At 55.3% G+C, this 13940-nt stretch carries 14 protein-coding genes; 9 read left to right on the top strand and 5 right to left on the bottom strand.

Annotated features, from left to right (window positions below; all coding sequences use genetic code 11):
* Together BUA44_RS03480 and BUA44_RS03475 are read left to right on the top strand one after the other, a co-directional pair.
* Positions 1–591 (top strand): SGNH/GDSL hydrolase family protein, encoded by a 591-nt coding sequence (locus BUA44_RS03480; RefSeq protein ID WP_072808610.1) that lies wholly within the window; start codon positions 1–3, stop codon positions 589–591.
* Positions 592–600: 9 nt separating this feature from the next.
* The gene (locus BUA44_RS03475; protein WP_072808607.1) at positions 601–939 is read left to right on the top strand and encodes a hypothetical protein; all 339 of its coding nucleotides are present in this window, start codon (positions 601–603) and stop codon (positions 937–939) included.
* Between the two features lie 5 nt (positions 940–944).
* Here BUA44_RS03475 and BUA44_RS03470 read toward each other — a convergent pair whose 3' ends face one another.
* Entirely contained in the window at positions 945–1496 is a 552-nt protein-coding gene (locus BUA44_RS03470) for a pseudouridine synthase (RefSeq protein ID WP_072808605.1), read from the bottom strand.
* A gap of 16 nt (positions 1497–1512) precedes the next feature.
* Positions 1513–2064 carry a carbohydrate-binding family 9-like protein gene (locus tag BUA44_RS03465; RefSeq protein ID WP_072808603.1) on the bottom strand — a complete coding sequence of 184 codons (552 nt, stop codon included), beginning with the start codon at positions 2062–2064 and terminating at the stop codon, positions 1513–1515.
* Between the two features lie 190 nt (positions 2065–2254).
* Here BUA44_RS03465 and BUA44_RS03460 point away from each other — a divergent pair, with 190 nt between their 5' ends.
* Together BUA44_RS03460 and BUA44_RS03455 are read left to right on the top strand one after the other, a co-directional pair.
* Positions 2255–2590, top strand: a complete 336-nt coding sequence (locus tag BUA44_RS03460) for a SpoVG family protein (RefSeq protein ID WP_254794687.1) — start codon at positions 2255–2257, stop codon at positions 2588–2590.
* A 9-nt stretch (positions 2591–2599) separates the two neighbouring features.
* Positions 2600–4126 (top strand): YifB family Mg chelatase-like AAA ATPase, encoded by a 1527-nt coding sequence (locus BUA44_RS03455; protein ID WP_072808601.1) that lies wholly within the window; start codon positions 2600–2602, stop codon positions 4124–4126.
* 69 nt (positions 4127–4195) lie between these two features.
* On the opposite strand, the gene folB is transcribed toward BUA44_RS03455, so the two are convergent.
* Positions 4196–4561 (bottom strand): dihydroneopterin aldolase, encoded by a 366-nt coding sequence (gene folB, locus BUA44_RS03450; protein WP_072808599.1) that lies wholly within the window; start codon positions 4559–4561, stop codon positions 4196–4198.
* Positions 4555–5601 (bottom strand): hypothetical protein, encoded by a 1047-nt coding sequence (locus BUA44_RS03445; RefSeq protein ID WP_072808888.1) that lies wholly within the window; start codon positions 5599–5601, stop codon positions 4555–4557. The genes folB and BUA44_RS03445 overlap by 7 nt, the downstream gene beginning before the upstream one ends.
* Before the next feature lie 197 nt (positions 5602–5798).
* Here BUA44_RS03445 and pgk point away from each other — a divergent pair, with 197 nt between their 5' ends.
* From pgk to hisH, 5 genes are all read left to right on the top strand, one after another.
* Positions 5799–7055, top strand: coding sequence for a phosphoglycerate kinase (pgk, locus tag BUA44_RS03440; RefSeq protein WP_072808597.1), 1257 nt, complete (start codon positions 5799–5801; stop codon positions 7053–7055).
* A gap of 324 nt (positions 7056–7379) precedes the next feature.
* Positions 7380–10580: a glycoside hydrolase family 9 protein gene (locus BUA44_RS03435; protein WP_072808594.1), complete on the top strand. Its 3201-nt coding sequence runs from the start codon at positions 7380–7382 to the stop codon at positions 10578–10580.
* A gap of 8 nt (positions 10581–10588) precedes the next feature.
* A complete protein-coding gene (locus BUA44_RS03430) occupies positions 10589–10942 on the top strand; it encodes a hypothetical protein (protein WP_072808592.1) in 354 nt (117 codons plus the stop codon).
* Between the two features lie 150 nt (positions 10943–11092).
* Positions 11093–12307: a pilin gene (locus tag BUA44_RS16060; RefSeq protein ID WP_072808590.1), complete on the top strand. Its 1215-nt coding sequence runs from the start codon at positions 11093–11095 to the stop codon at positions 12305–12307.
* 84 nt (positions 12308–12391) lie between these two features.
* Positions 12392–13006, top strand: coding sequence for an imidazole glycerol phosphate synthase subunit HisH (gene hisH, locus BUA44_RS03420; RefSeq protein WP_072808588.1), 615 nt, complete (start codon positions 12392–12394; stop codon positions 13004–13006).
* Between the two features lie 170 nt (positions 13007–13176).
* Here hisH and rph read toward each other — a convergent pair whose 3' ends face one another.
* On the bottom strand, positions 13177–13902 hold the full coding sequence (gene rph / locus BUA44_RS03415) for a ribonuclease PH (RefSeq protein WP_072808586.1): 726 nt from the start codon (positions 13900–13902) through the stop codon (positions 13177–13179).
* Positions 13903–13940: the final 38 nt, after the last annotated feature.

Raw genomic sequence — 13940 nt, 5'->3', positions numbered from 1 at the left:
ATGGAAAACAGGATTCTCATAATCGGCGACGAACTCTTCGGAGAACAGGGCGAGGTGGCCTCCCGCGTGGCCGAGATGCTCCTGTGCCGGGAACCATCGCGGCCCATGCAGTTTTCCATCAATTCTCCGGTTCCGCTTTCGTTGCCACAGCTCTTGGCGCGGGCTGCTTCCGACATTATCGGCAAGAAGGCGGGGCGCATCGTGCTCGGCCTCGGGCTGACCGACCTCAAGAAGGATTCGGGTTCGGGGTTCCTTACGGCGGAGAACTACACGAGCCTCGTGCGTGAACTTGTCAACAAGACTCAGTCCGGCATCTTCGTGGTGACGGTTCCTCCCGATTCCGTGCCCGGCGTGAGCGACAAGGCGGAAATCCTCAACAATGCCATCCGGGCGTTCGAAACTGCATTCCCTTCGCGGGTGAAGGTGTTCGATTTCGCGGGGCATGCGGATATTTTCAAGCAAAAGCAACTGGAAAGGGGCAAATTTGCCCGCAGTCTGTATTCGGAAGACGCAAAACCCACCTCTTTGTGCATTACGCTCGAATCGCTTTTCTTGCAAGATTGTATATTAAGAGAGTTAGAAGATAAATAAGGAGCTGATATGAGTCTTTTAGATGATGGTTTTGCCAGAAAGATTGCAGCCCAGAGACGTGCCTGGGACATGACTACGGAACATGGGAACAAGGACCGCGGTCCGCGTCAGCCTGCCGCCCCCAAGATGGGCGTGTGCGACAAGTGCCACAAGGAAACCATGGTGCGAGCCTTCCGTAGCCGCCAGACGGACCGCATGGACGGTGCCGCCAGTTTCGGGACCGTATTCAAGCACTACTGCGAGGAATGCGCCCCGAAGTCCCGTGCCCAGAAGGACGCGGAAGTCCCGCAGCTCACGAACAAGCAGGTGAAGAACCTGATGCGTTCGGCAAAGAAGGGCCTGCTTTAAAAAAATCAAATTACCCTATCGGTAACCGTTTTCCACTCGCCGGGCTTCAGTTCGCCCAGCGGGATGTTTCCTATTTGTATGCGGATGAGCCGTAGCGTGGGGAACCCGACCGCGGCCGTCATGTGGCGCACCTGCCGGTTCTTGCCTTCTATAAGGGTGAGGCGCACCCAGCTTGTGGGTATGTTCGCGCGGAACCGCACCGGAGGGTTGCGCGGCCAAAGCCAGTCGGGCTCTTCGGCAATCTCTGCCTTGCAGGGCTTGGTGCGGTAACCCTTGATGTCCACTCCTTTTGCGAGCCGCTGCACGGCCTCTTCGGTAATCTGCCCGTCGACCTGCGCCAGGTAGGTGCGCGGGTGCTCGAATTGCGGGTCCAGCAACTTCTTGATGAGTTTCCCGTTGTCCGTAAGGAGCAATGCGCCTTCGCTGTCGTGGTCGAGCCTGCCTGCCGCGTACACTCCCGGCGGGAAGGCGAAGGTATCGAGCGCCGGGTGGCCCGATTCGGGCGTGAACTGGCTCAGTACGCCGAACGGCTTGTTGAAGAGGATTACGGTAGACATGTCTTACCCGGAATGCCTATGCGAGTTCCTGGAAGAATTCCGGGCGGTGGAAGTCCGGCTTCTCGGTATCGATGGGGAAGGCGCTTAGGTAGTGCGGGGTCTTCGCCTTGTCGGCGCACTTGTACAGGTTCCCCCGCAGGTGACCGCCCTCGAAGGCGTCGAGCCCGAATATGCTCGCCGGGATGCGCAGGCTTATGCCCCAGCTTATAAATTCCCCGATGATGCTCGCGAGTTGCTTGGTACGCGCGATTTGCGAAAGCGCTACTTCACTGAGTACGGTGCGGTTCTCGCGCCCGGTACCGCGAGCGGCGAGCAGTGCCCCGCGGCTCGTGACCTCGAAGTTGAAGTACTCTTCTGCGTTTGCGGGGTTCTGCAGGAACACCTCGACGCAGGAATCTTCCCAGCTGTGCCCGCCGTCTTCCATGACTTCGGCCCTGAAGCAGTCGAGCGGTTCCTCGACGTAGAAGTCAATCTGTACAAATTCACGTTCTTCCGAGACGTTCGCCATCACGGTCGGGGTCTGGATTCCCTGGTTCGCTTTCCAGTTCATATTCGGTTTTAATAGCATAGTGATTAAAATAGATAAATCAGTGATTTAATCGATTAATCACTAGGTAGGGGTGTCGCGATATGGCGAATTTTTGCGAAAAACGGCATTTTAAAATTGGCACGGAAATTGCAACTATAGGGGTGCCCGTCGGAAGCGGCAAATGGGTTGTCGTGGAGGCGGTTTAACACAAAATATAGGAGGCCATAATATGGCAGAAAATACGAATGCAGCAGGCAATGCTGCCCAGCAGAAGGTGGATCCCGCCTTCGACTGCCTTGCGGTAACGCAGGTGCAGGTGTTCCCGTTCAAGGAAGGTCCGAGCCTCGGGCATCTGAAGGGGCTCGCGCAGATTGTGCTGAACGACCAGATGGTGATTCGCGGGCTCCGCGTGATGGATGGCGTGAACGGGCTCTTCGTGAGCTACCCGCTCGATCCGTTCTACAAGGGCGAGGACTTCAAGTCCATCTGCAATCCGATTACACGCCAGCTGCGTGAGCACATTGAAAATTGCATCCTGGAAAAGTACCAGGCTGCCGTAGCTTAGTAGGTGCAAATGTTCCGCAGAATCCGTTCTTACTGCTTGTTTGGTATAAAGGCCGTCCCTGTGAGTGTAGAGGTTGACGCCTCGCAGGGGTTGCCTGGATTTACTCTGGTCGGCCTCCCGGACAATGCGGTGAGGGAATCCCGAGAGCGCGTCGTTTCGGCGATACGTTCCATCGGGAAGGTGGTGACGGGTTTCCGTACTACGGTAAACCTGTCGCCAGCGGATTTGCGGAAGGAGGGGAGTGCACTAGACCTTCCACTGGCTATCGGGATGCTCGTTTCTACAGGAGAGATAAATGTAGAGGAGGTGGAGCGCTATGTCTTTGTCGGTGAACTTTCGCTGGATGGATTGTTGAAGCCAGTGAGAGGGGTTTTGTCCATCGCGATGGGTTTACCGCGGGATAGCGAGAACATCCTGGTGATTCCCCGGGCGAATGCTTCCGAGGCTTTGCTGGTGGAAGGTCTTCATTACGTTTGTGCGGATTCCCTGAGGGAATGCGTAGAATTTCTAGAAGGGGGCGTGGGCTCGAAACCATCAATCGCGTCCGGTATACAAACGAGGCCCCGACCCCCTTCCCTTGAGGTTCCCGACTTCAAGAACGTGGTTGGCATGGAGGGCGTGAAGCGCGCGCTCGAGGTGGCGGCGTCGGGGGCGCATAACTTTTTGCTCGTGGGTTCCCCGGGCGCCGGCAAAACGCTGTGTGCGCGCTGCCTGCCGGGAATCCTTCCCGATATGACTGACGAGGAAATCCTCGAGACGACTCGCATACATTCGTGCGCTCGCCGCTCGGGCGACTCCGCGGAATTCAGGCCGGTGGTCGTTCGCCCGTTCCGCACGCCCCACCACAGCGCCTCGATGGTGTCGCTGGTGGGCGGCGGTGCCCGGCTGTTGCCGGGCGAGGCGAGCCTCGCGCACAATGGCGTGCTCTTTCTGGATGAACTCCCGGAATTCAATCGGACTGTTCTAGAGGCTCTCCGTGAACCGATGGAAGATGGCTTCATCTCGGTAAGCCGTGCGAGCGGGACCGTGGTGTGGCCCGCACGCTTCATGATGGGCTCTGCGATGAACCCGTGCCCCTGCGGGTTTGCGATGGACCCGAAGCGCGTGTGCACGTGCCTGCCCGATGCGCGCAAGCGTTACCGCGAAAAGATTTCGGGCCCGCTATTGGACCGCATCGACATCCAGGTGAGCGTGCCGCCCATGGAGGCGGGCGCACTCGTGGATAACCGCAAGTGCGAAAGTTCCGCCGAAATCCGCAAGCGGGTCTGTGCGGCACGTGCCATCCAGCGCCAGAGGTTTAAGGACCTGCCGTTCAAGTCCAATGCGGAGATGTCGTCGGAATGCGCGAAAAAGTTTGCGGGCATGTCGCCCGAAGTGGAACGCTTTGCGGTTTCTGCCGCCGACAGGATGAACCTGAGTGCCCGCGGGTTCTACCGCATGCTGAAGGTTTCGCGCACCATTGCGGATATGCGGGAGGCGCCGAATGTGGAAGTCGTGGACATTTCGGAGGCCCTGCGTTACAGGACAATCAACTGACTGTCGAAAAAAGGCCGCGTCGTTGCGGCCTCTTTTCTAGAACTTGGGTGGCGCTTTGAGCGCGGAACCTTACCGGCGGATGCGGATGCTGGATTCGGCGCCTGCGCAATTCGGGATGGCGTTCGGTTTGCTTACCCGCACTTCGGCCGCCAGGGCCTTGGGGTAGTTCCCCAGGATGTACTTCGCCGTTTCCAGCACGAGGGTCTCTTCGAGCTGGAACTTCGCCCCCCGGATGAACTCCTTGAGGTTGTCGGAAAGCTGGGCGTAGTCAATGGAATGCACCAGGTCATCGTTACGGGCGGCCTGCGTAAAGTCAAGCCAGATGGAAATGTTCAATACAATCGGCTGCTCCTTTTCTCTCTCGAAAGGGAGCGTTCCGATAATGCAATCGAACGTCAGGTCTTTTAGCGAAATTTTGCCGGTTTCGACTACCATACGAAGAGCACGATGGCTGCAGTCAGGGATACCGCCGTCACGCCGAACCAGAGGTTGCGGGCGAAGGTGTAGGAATCCTGGGTCTTCTTGTTGGTGTCCATGCGGGCTTCGAGGTCGGCAAGGGTGTACTTTTCGGTCGTGTTGTAGGTGGCGTACTGTTTCATTGCCACTTCACAGGCCGCGGGTTCCTTGTCGGCCGCACAGGCGCTCGTGATGCCGGCCATGATACCGGAATGGACTTCGTCGAGGTCGTCGTAGGCGTCCTTGGCCTTGTTGGCTTCCATCTGCTGCATTACGCCGACAACGGCGCCGGTAACGGCGAGGGCGGAAAGGCCCACGGCAGTCCAGAAGCGGACTTCGTCAGCAATACCGAAACGGTCGGTCGCATTTTCGGAAGCGTCGCTGATAGCGTAGTCGCGTTCATCGGCGCGGGAGTTGGATTCGTCGAGGTCGCCCTTGACGTCGATATCTTCGTCTTCTTCCTCGTCCTCGCAGTCCGGATCGTACTCGTCGCATTCTTCCTCTTCGCTGGAGGCGACGTCGGGTGCAGGTGCTTCTTCTTCGGCGGGTGCTGCCGATTCGTCGCCCTTCAACTGCACCATGCTGCCGTCAACGAATGCAATAGCGGAAGATAGACCGGGAACATACACGGCCTTGCCGTCGAAATAGACCTTCTCGACGTCTTCCTCGATAGGCATGCCCCTGCGGGCGTAGATACGGGTCGTAACTAGCTTGGAATAATCGACACCTTCTGCAGTCAGGGCCACGAGTCCGGAGAGGTCGCCCTTGCCACCCTGGTAGAGCTGGTAGGCCGTGGGGGTCTCGCCGAACGGGTCGGTGAACTTCTGGCGGACAACCAGGCGACCGTCCTGGAGGGAACTGACCTCGTCTGCCGGAGCGGTCTTCAGCTGGCCACCGAATTCGGCGGTGATGTATTCGTCGGGCGTGCCGGCGTCGGTTGCGGTAAATTCTTCAATATCGTAAGAGCCGGCGAAAGCCGTTGCAATGGAAAGGCAGAATGCCACTAAGAAACGCTTCATTTTGTACTCCAATACGGAATTGCTTTTCAACGAAATATATAAAAAAAAGGGGAGATGTTATAAAAAATAAGTTTTTTTGAGGCTTTTAACCCCATTTTATGATGTAGAACAATCTTTCTTGCCATTTATATGGTATTTCGGCACGAAAAATTCTACTTTTTAGCCCGTAAATTTTAACCCTAAAAGAGGAATCCATAATGGCAAAGCTCTCTATCGAAGATCTCGAACTCGCCGGCAAGCGCGTGTTCATCCGTGTTGACTTCAACGTTCCGCAGGACAAGGTGACTGGCGAAATCACCAACACCAAGCGTATCGAAGCCGCTCTCCCGACCATCCAGTACGCTCTCGATCACGGTGCAGCCGTCGTGCTCGCTTCCCACCTCGGCCGTCCGAATGGCGAAAAGAACATGAAGTACACTCTCGCTCCGGTTGCAAAGAAGCTCGAAGAACTCATCAAGAAGCCGGTGAAGTTCCTCTCCGACTGCGTGGGTCCGGAAGTCGAAGCTGCCTGCGCCGCTATCAAGCCGGGTGAAATCATCCTCCTCGAAAACCTCCGCTTCCACATCGAAGAAGAAGGCAAGCGCAAGATCAAGAACGCCGATGGCACCGAAACTAAGGAAAAGGCCGACAAGGAAGCCGTCAAGGCCTTCCGCGCAAGCCTCACCAAGCTCGCTGACGTCTACGTGAACGACGCTTTCGGTACCGCTCACCGCGATCACTCTTCCATGACTGGTGTTGAACTTCCGCAGCGCGCTGCCGGTTTCCTCATGAACAAGGAACTCAAGGCATTCGACCAGGTGCTCAACAATCCTCCGCGTCCGTTCCTCGCCATCCTCGGCGGTGCCAAGGTCGCCGACAAGATCCAGCTCATCAACAACCTCCTCGACAAGGCCGACAAGATCATCATCGGCGGTGGCATGGCTTTCACCTTCAAGAAGGTTCTGAACAACATCGAAATCGGTTCTTCTCTGTTTGACGAAGAAGGTGCCAAGCTCGTTCCGGATCTGATGGCCAAGGCCAAGGCTGCCGGCAAGGAAATCATCCTCCCGGTTGACTACATCGCTGCCGACAAGTTCGCTGCCGATGCCGCCACGAAGGCTGTCACTGACGCCGAAGGCATTCCGGCTGGCTGGATGGGCCTCGATGTGGGCGCCGAATCCACCAAGCTCTTCGTGAACGCTATCAAGTCTGCAAAGACCATCGTCTGGAACGGCCCTGCAGGCGTGTTCGAATTCGAAGCCTTCGAAAAGGCTACCAAGGCTATGGCCGACGCTATCGTCGAAGCTACCGCTGCCGGCGCAATCACCGTGATCGGTGGTGGCGATACCGCAACGGCTGCCAAGAAGTACGGTGCCGACAAGAAGGTGACCCACACCTCTACGGGTGGTGGCGCTTCTCTCGAACTCCTCGAAGGGAAGGTGCTGCCGGGCGTCGCATTCCTCACGGATAAGTAATTCGTCGATAAACTTCGCAATACTGCGTCACGCGAGCTCTCGCTGTATGTCTTATACAGCTTCGGCTCGCGTTTCTTGTCTTGCTCGTTTCTAGACGAATTACAGTTTATTAATTAAAGGCTTTTTTTGCGCTTGCGCAAATTCCTGCTTTTTATAAAGACTCTGCTTTTTGCAGGGCCTTTTTTGCGATTCATTTTGCTTCGATTGCCTTGTTTTGGGTGTGTTGCTGGGGGGGGCTTTTACCAAACTTTTGTGCATAAATATTTGCAAATGGGGGTGCGGTGTATTATATTTATTATAACTTATCCTAAAAGGAGGAAGATTATGAAGAATTTTGGGGTACTAACCGCAATTTCTACCCTGGCCGCCATTTCAGCCTCTACGGCAATGGCCGCTACCACGCCATACGACCTGATTCGCCCGACCTGGCCCTTGAGCTGGGACGCAAAAGTGTTCGAAAACTTTGACACGACGGTCACCAAGAAGATTGGCGTTCTGAATATTCCCGCAACGCCTGCAAGCTTTAAGGCGGGGGCGATGATGCCCGACACCCTGGACCAGGCCTACTTTGATGCCATCAACACCAAGATTTCGCCGATCCGCGTGAACCAGGCAGGCTACCTCAAGAGCGACAAAGTTCGCCAGTTCTACTTTGTGGGTGCGGCCAAGGACTTTGAAATTGTGGATGCCGACGGAAAGTCGCTCAGCACTAAGGTGACCGGTCTCTTTACCACGACCACCACCGAAACGGCGAGCAACTGGACCATTGTTGCCGGCACAAACGCAACAACAAATGATCAACAGCGCTACAAAGTTGAATTCACTGGTCCTTCCGGCATTATCCAGGTTGGAAACATCCCGCAGAACGTACCTACCGAAAAGCGCCTGCGCATCAAGGTCGGTGACGAAATCTCTAGCACCTTCATTGTGAGCGACGACGTTTACACCATGGCAAAGGATGCCACGCTCAAGTTCTTCGGCATCCAGCGCAGCGGAAACTCCGAGTCCTGGTTCCACGGACCGAGCCATACCAAAGACGGCGGTGGCGCGATTACTACGGCAGGAGATACTACCTCTTCCTTTGACGCATCTAGGGCAGGTTCTTTGGCAGGCGGTTGGTATGACTGTGGTGATCACCTGAAGGAATCGCAGACCATGGCGTACGCCTTCATGACCCTTGCCGTGATGCATGCCACCAACCCCGGTAAAGACGTGGACCACTACGATTACAACCAGGGTGAATTTGTCAAGACCGATGGCGTGCCCGATGTCTTGCGCGAGGCCAAGCATGGTGCTGACTTCTTCTTGAAAGCGTACGAATTCGCCAAGGGCGTCGTTGACGACATGCCTGTTTCTGTAGGCAGCTTCGGTAGTGATCACGGCTGGTGGGGACGCCCCGAAGCTCAGGATTATCTTCCGACAGACAATTCTTCCGTTGCCACAGACCGTGGTGGTCCCGCAGCCAGAATCGTGCGACTCGGAGAACTCGGCGCCAACATTTCCAGTGACATCGCAGCAGGCCTTGCAATTCTTTCCAAGGACTACGCCAAGTACGACAAGAAATTTGCAGACAGTTGCTTGGTGGTTGCCGAAAAGATGTATGCCTTTGCGAAGGATTTGGCCCAAGGCAAGACTTTCAAGAACAACAAGACTACCTTCAGTTCTCCCGCCTATAACGGCAACAATGAGTTTACCGACGACTTGGCGCTCGCTTCGGTAGCGCTCCTGTACGCTACAGGCAAAAAAGATTACGCCGACGACATGATCCGCACGACGGAATTGTTCGCAAGTCAACAGATCCGTGACGGCGCAGGCTTCTTTGGTGGCGGTTGGTTCGCTGCCGATGCGAGTGGCATGCTCAAAAACGTAAAGAACACCAGCTGGGCTAACGCCCATAGTTTCGCGCTGTACGCTTTGTACAAGTTGATTCTTGCCGACAAGACCAAGGCAACATCTGAATATGGACTTACCGAAGCTGAACGCCTCGCGGCCATTGAAGACTGCCTTGCCGACATGATTGCGAACCTCAGTGATGTAAGCGGAAGCATCGGGAGCGAATCGGTTGTGCTTCCGGCAGGTGGCGTCGCCTTCAAAGGCAATACGGTAAAGTACAACCCCATCTGGTACACGATGCTTACCGACCAGAAATGGAATTTCAACCGTTATCAAGCGGGAAACATCTTTGAAGTTTTGGCATACGCCGATGTAGCCGCCGATATCGAAAAGCAGGGCGCCACGCTCCCGGCTATGGCAAGTACGGGCCTCAAGGCAAGTGAAATGCGCCAGCTCGGCATCAACCAGCTGAACTACATGCTCGGCGTGAATCCGTGGGACGTTTCGTTTGTGTACGGCATTGGCGATAAGAACGACGCTCACCCGCATCACCGTGCTTCTAACCCCGAAGGCAAGACCTCTCCGGGTTTTAACTACAAGTATAATTGCCCCGTAGGAGCCCTTTTTGGTGGGACTGTTCCTGGCGATTCAAGCTCGTTGGTTCCGGAAAGCAAAATGAGTTGGGAAGATTATCATTTGTCTGAAACCTGCCTTGACGCCTCTGCGACGCTGCTGTCGGCCCTCACCCTTGTAAGCAATGGTGGCAGTGACTACTACGAAAAGAAGTGCGACAACTGCAAGACCGGCGAAATCAATCCATTCTCTGAAGAGGTCTACGCAACGGCATATCACTATACGTGGACAGACATGGACATGTTCAATATTCAAATCTTCAATGAAACCATAAAAGACGTTGACAGCGTTATGGCCTATATCTACTTTGACGCAACCGAAGAAGATGTGGATGCGTGCGGGGTCATATTCGATCAAGACCTATGCGCAACTTACGATATGGCCGGATTCATCAAGGCTTGTAGTAACGATTCGGAAATAAGAAACTATATGAGGAGCCATGGACCTCAAAAGGTTGAAGACACCTACAACGAAGAGAAAAAGACGTACACATGGGTACAACCCATTTATGTCGGAAGTATCGGACTTGGAACTAGAATCCGAATGGACGTAGGCGTATCTTCCGGTATTAAGGAGGGTAATACGTGCGAAACGCTTCGCACTCCCGCCAAGGTCAAGGTAACGGAAGGCTGGAGCTTTACCGCGCACGAGGCCAGCAAGGATGCTCCCGCTTACGCAGGCGCACCGGATTGGGACAAGGATCAAGGCGATATTCAGGAAGCGCCTCAGAATCCCTACATCGTCGTCCGTGACAAGGGTAAGCTACTGTGGGGTTACGGCCCCGCAAATACTACCGACGACCGCGTAGGCTTTGTGAGAGTCGCACAGAGACTTGACACCCAGATGCAGCTCAGCCGCAACACGCTCTACATGCAGACAAACGCCCGGGGCACCAAGACCTTGAAGATTTTCGACATGCTCGGCAACCAGCTGCTGGCACAGAGTTTCGAAGGGGCCCAGGCCCGTGTGAACCTCGAGAACCTCCACCGCGGAACCATGGTGGCAAGGCTCATGGCTGGCAACAAGCTGCTTGCGTCGAAGGTCATCAGGGTTAAATAAGGTTCTATATGGCAGAAAAGATTTCCGAAATTTCGAAGAAATTCCATGCGGACAAGCGCGGGAACTGCGCGATGTCGGTGGCTTACGGTTATGCCCGCGCCACGGGCAAATCCGAGGCGGAAGCCGTTGAGGCGGCGGAGATGTTCCGCGCATTCGGTGGAGGCAAGGCCCCGAACGGCGCCTGCGGTGCGCTCTATGCGGCCAAGATGATGCAGCCCGACCATGCCGATGCCATCGAGGACTTTTTCAAACGCGGTGCGCAGAACTTTACCAAGTGCGCTGAAATCCGGCCGAACAAGGTCATTCCGTGCAATCGTTGCGTGGAACTTGCTGGCGAGGCGCTCGATTTTCTGAACCAGTAATTCCATAGAATTTTATTGTCAGTGTCCAAAAATGTGCGTTTTTGGACACTTTTTGTTTATTTTCCTTTACATTTTGTCGCAAATCTATTGACTTTATAGCCGAAACGATGTATTTTTATGTTTGGAAAACAATTGATAAGAGGCCGGTGTATGAGAAAGGGCTTTTCTCTCGTAGAAATAATGGTGGTGGTCGTCATCCTGGGTGTCCTCGCTGGGGTGGGGGTGCCCAAGTTGTTTGGCGTTATCGCCAAGGCGCGAGCTTCTGAAGTTCCCGTTGCTGCGGGTACATACGTGAGCCTGCAGAACGCCTACCTGCACGAAAACAACGGCATTGGCAGCTGGAAGAACATCGGGTACGGTGCTCCCGGGAACGGGCAGACGGAGTATTTTGACTACAGCGGTTGCATCAACGGGACGATTGTTTTTGACCAGATGGAACCGGACATGCCGGGCTGGCAGGCGACGAGCCGTGCGGGCCTGAATTCCTGCGTGACGGGGAGTGCGTGGGCTGTCGTGATAGACCCGGCAGGTGAACGCGAAATTGACTACCGCAAGATAATTTCTTCGCCGGAGTGCGCTATGTTGACTTCTACTTGGGGCGAAGTGGGCGAGACGGTCGAGGGAATGTGCGAGACTACGGGCGAACTGCATGTGGCGGGGACGGAGAACAAGACTCCGGATAAGCCGGAAACTCCGGCGGAAACACCGACAGAAAATCCGTCGACCCCAAGCTCGCCCCCGCAGGAAGGCGAAAACACGACTGCGCAGAGTACTTCAAGCCAGCAGGGTGATTGCGATGCGCTGGCGTCCTCTGTTAAGAACGACAACGGCAACAAGTATGGCTGGGTCTGCGTTTCTGCTTGTGGAATGTTCGCTCCTCCGGGCAAGGCGAGAAATGCCGGCTTTACTGTTGGTGATGCTCCGAAGAAAAAACAAACGGGAGGTACTTGCGAAAAGGTGGAACCGGAAAGCGGTACGGGAAGTAATGCTGGGAGTAGTGCTGGGAGCAGCGCAACTCAGGGTTCCGCTAGTTCTTCCGCGAGTACAGTGCCAGGGAGTTCCGCAAATGAGACGCAGACAAATGGTGGTTCGGGAAGTACGGGTGGTACTGGTGTAATCAGTGGTACGCCGGTTGGACAAGGAGGCGTTACGGGCTTTGTTGGCTTGGGCGATTATCATGAATTCGATGCTGATAACGATTACTGTGACGGAGACATTGTAGACGGAAACTGCAACGGTAATTATCGGCCTAATAGCGAATGCAAAAAATGGTCAGAGAAGAATTGCAATAATAATGGTAAAGGGAGTGTCCAGAATAGGAATAAAACTAATTGTGGAACGTGTACCAATTGGGATAAGAAGTAGAATAATCTTTTACAAAACCTGTCAGGGTGGCGCTTGCCACCTTTTTTTCTATCTTTGGCACAGGTTTAACAAAAGGAATTCCCTATGTCCGTAATCGTGGTCGACTACAACGCCGGTAACTTGACATCCGTGATGAACGCGCTTGCCCGTATCGGGGTAGACGCGAAGTCCAGCCGCGATGCGGACGAAATCGCGAAGGCGCCCCGCCTGATTTTCCCGGGTGTGGGTGCCGCCGCCTCTGCGATGGAGACGCTTACCCGCACGGGTATCGGCGATGCCATCAAGGCCGTGGTGAAGGCGGGAAACCCGGTGCTCGGCATTTGCATCGGCTGCCAGATTATCCTCGAAGAGAGCGAAGAAGACGGCGGTGTCAAGACCCTCGGGCTAATCCCCGGCAAGGCGGTTCGATTCAAGGATGAACCGGGCCTCAAGATTCCGCACATGGGCTGGAACCAGGTGAACTTCACGCGCGAGCACCCGATTATGAAGGGCATCCGCAGTGGTTGCGATTTTTACTACGTGCATTCCTACCATCCGGTAGTGCCCGCGGAATATGCGTTTGCCGAAACGACTTACGGCACGCAGACGTTCCAGGGGCTTATCGGCAAGGACAACCTGATTGCAAGCCAGTTCCACCAGGAAAAGAGCGGTGATGTGGGGCTTGCGATGCTCAAGAATTTCTGCGACTGGAAAGTTTAGAACGTGCGGTCGCCCCGTGAACGAAAAAGGCCCGTATCAACGGGCCTTTACTATTTGGAATGACGAGCGGTCGTCCTGTGAGCAACAAAGCCCCTAGTATTAACTAGGGGCGGTTGCGAGAGTGAGCGCTTGCCGGAGCGACATTACTTGAGTTTGGCGCGAACGGTCGCTTAAGGTAATTCGCCGCCGATAAGTTCCATCTGCTTCTTGAAGATATCCTTGCAGGCGTTTTCGCCGAGGTCGAGGAGCGTGTTGAGCATGTTGCGGTCAAAGCTCGCGTGTTCGCCCGTGCCCTGCACCTCGATGAAATTCTTTGCATCCTGCATCACGACGTTCATGTCGACGTCGGCGGCGGAATCTTCCACATAGCACAGGTCGCAGAGCGGCTTGCCCGAGACGACGCCCACGGAGATTGCGGTGATGCCGTGCTTCAGAATCTGCTGCGTGATGCCGAGGCGTTCCTTGATTTTCTTGAGGGCAATGGCAAGGGCCACGAAGCCGCCGATGATGCTCGCGGTACGCGTGCCACCGTCGGCTTCGATCACGTCGCAGTCGACCACGATTGCGTTCTCGCCAAGTGCTGCAAGGTCGGCTGCGCCGCGCAGCGAGCGGCCCACCAGGCGCTGGATTTCTTGCGTACGGCCGCTCGCGCCCTTGCGTTCGCGTTCTACGCGCTTGCCCGTGCTTTGCGGGAGCAGGCTGTATTCGGCAGTAATCCATCCGGTACCACGTCCGGCAAGCCAGTCAGGGACTTTCGGCAGGAGTGTCGCGTTGCAGATGACGCGGGTGCGTCCCATCTCGATGAGCACAGAACCGTCGGCGCTCGAAATGAAGCCGGTGGTCATCTTGAGATTGCGGTATTCGTCGAATTTTCGGTCAGTACGTTCGTAGGCCATAATTGCTCCAATTATCAATCATCCATCATCAATTATCA

Source organism: Fibrobacter sp. UWR3, assembly GCF_900143055.1.
GTDB lineage: Bacteria > Fibrobacterota > Fibrobacteria > Fibrobacterales > Fibrobacteraceae > Fibrobacter.
The sequence above is the reverse complement of the archived record's forward strand: the minus strand, read 5'-3'. Positions and strand labels throughout refer to the sequence as shown.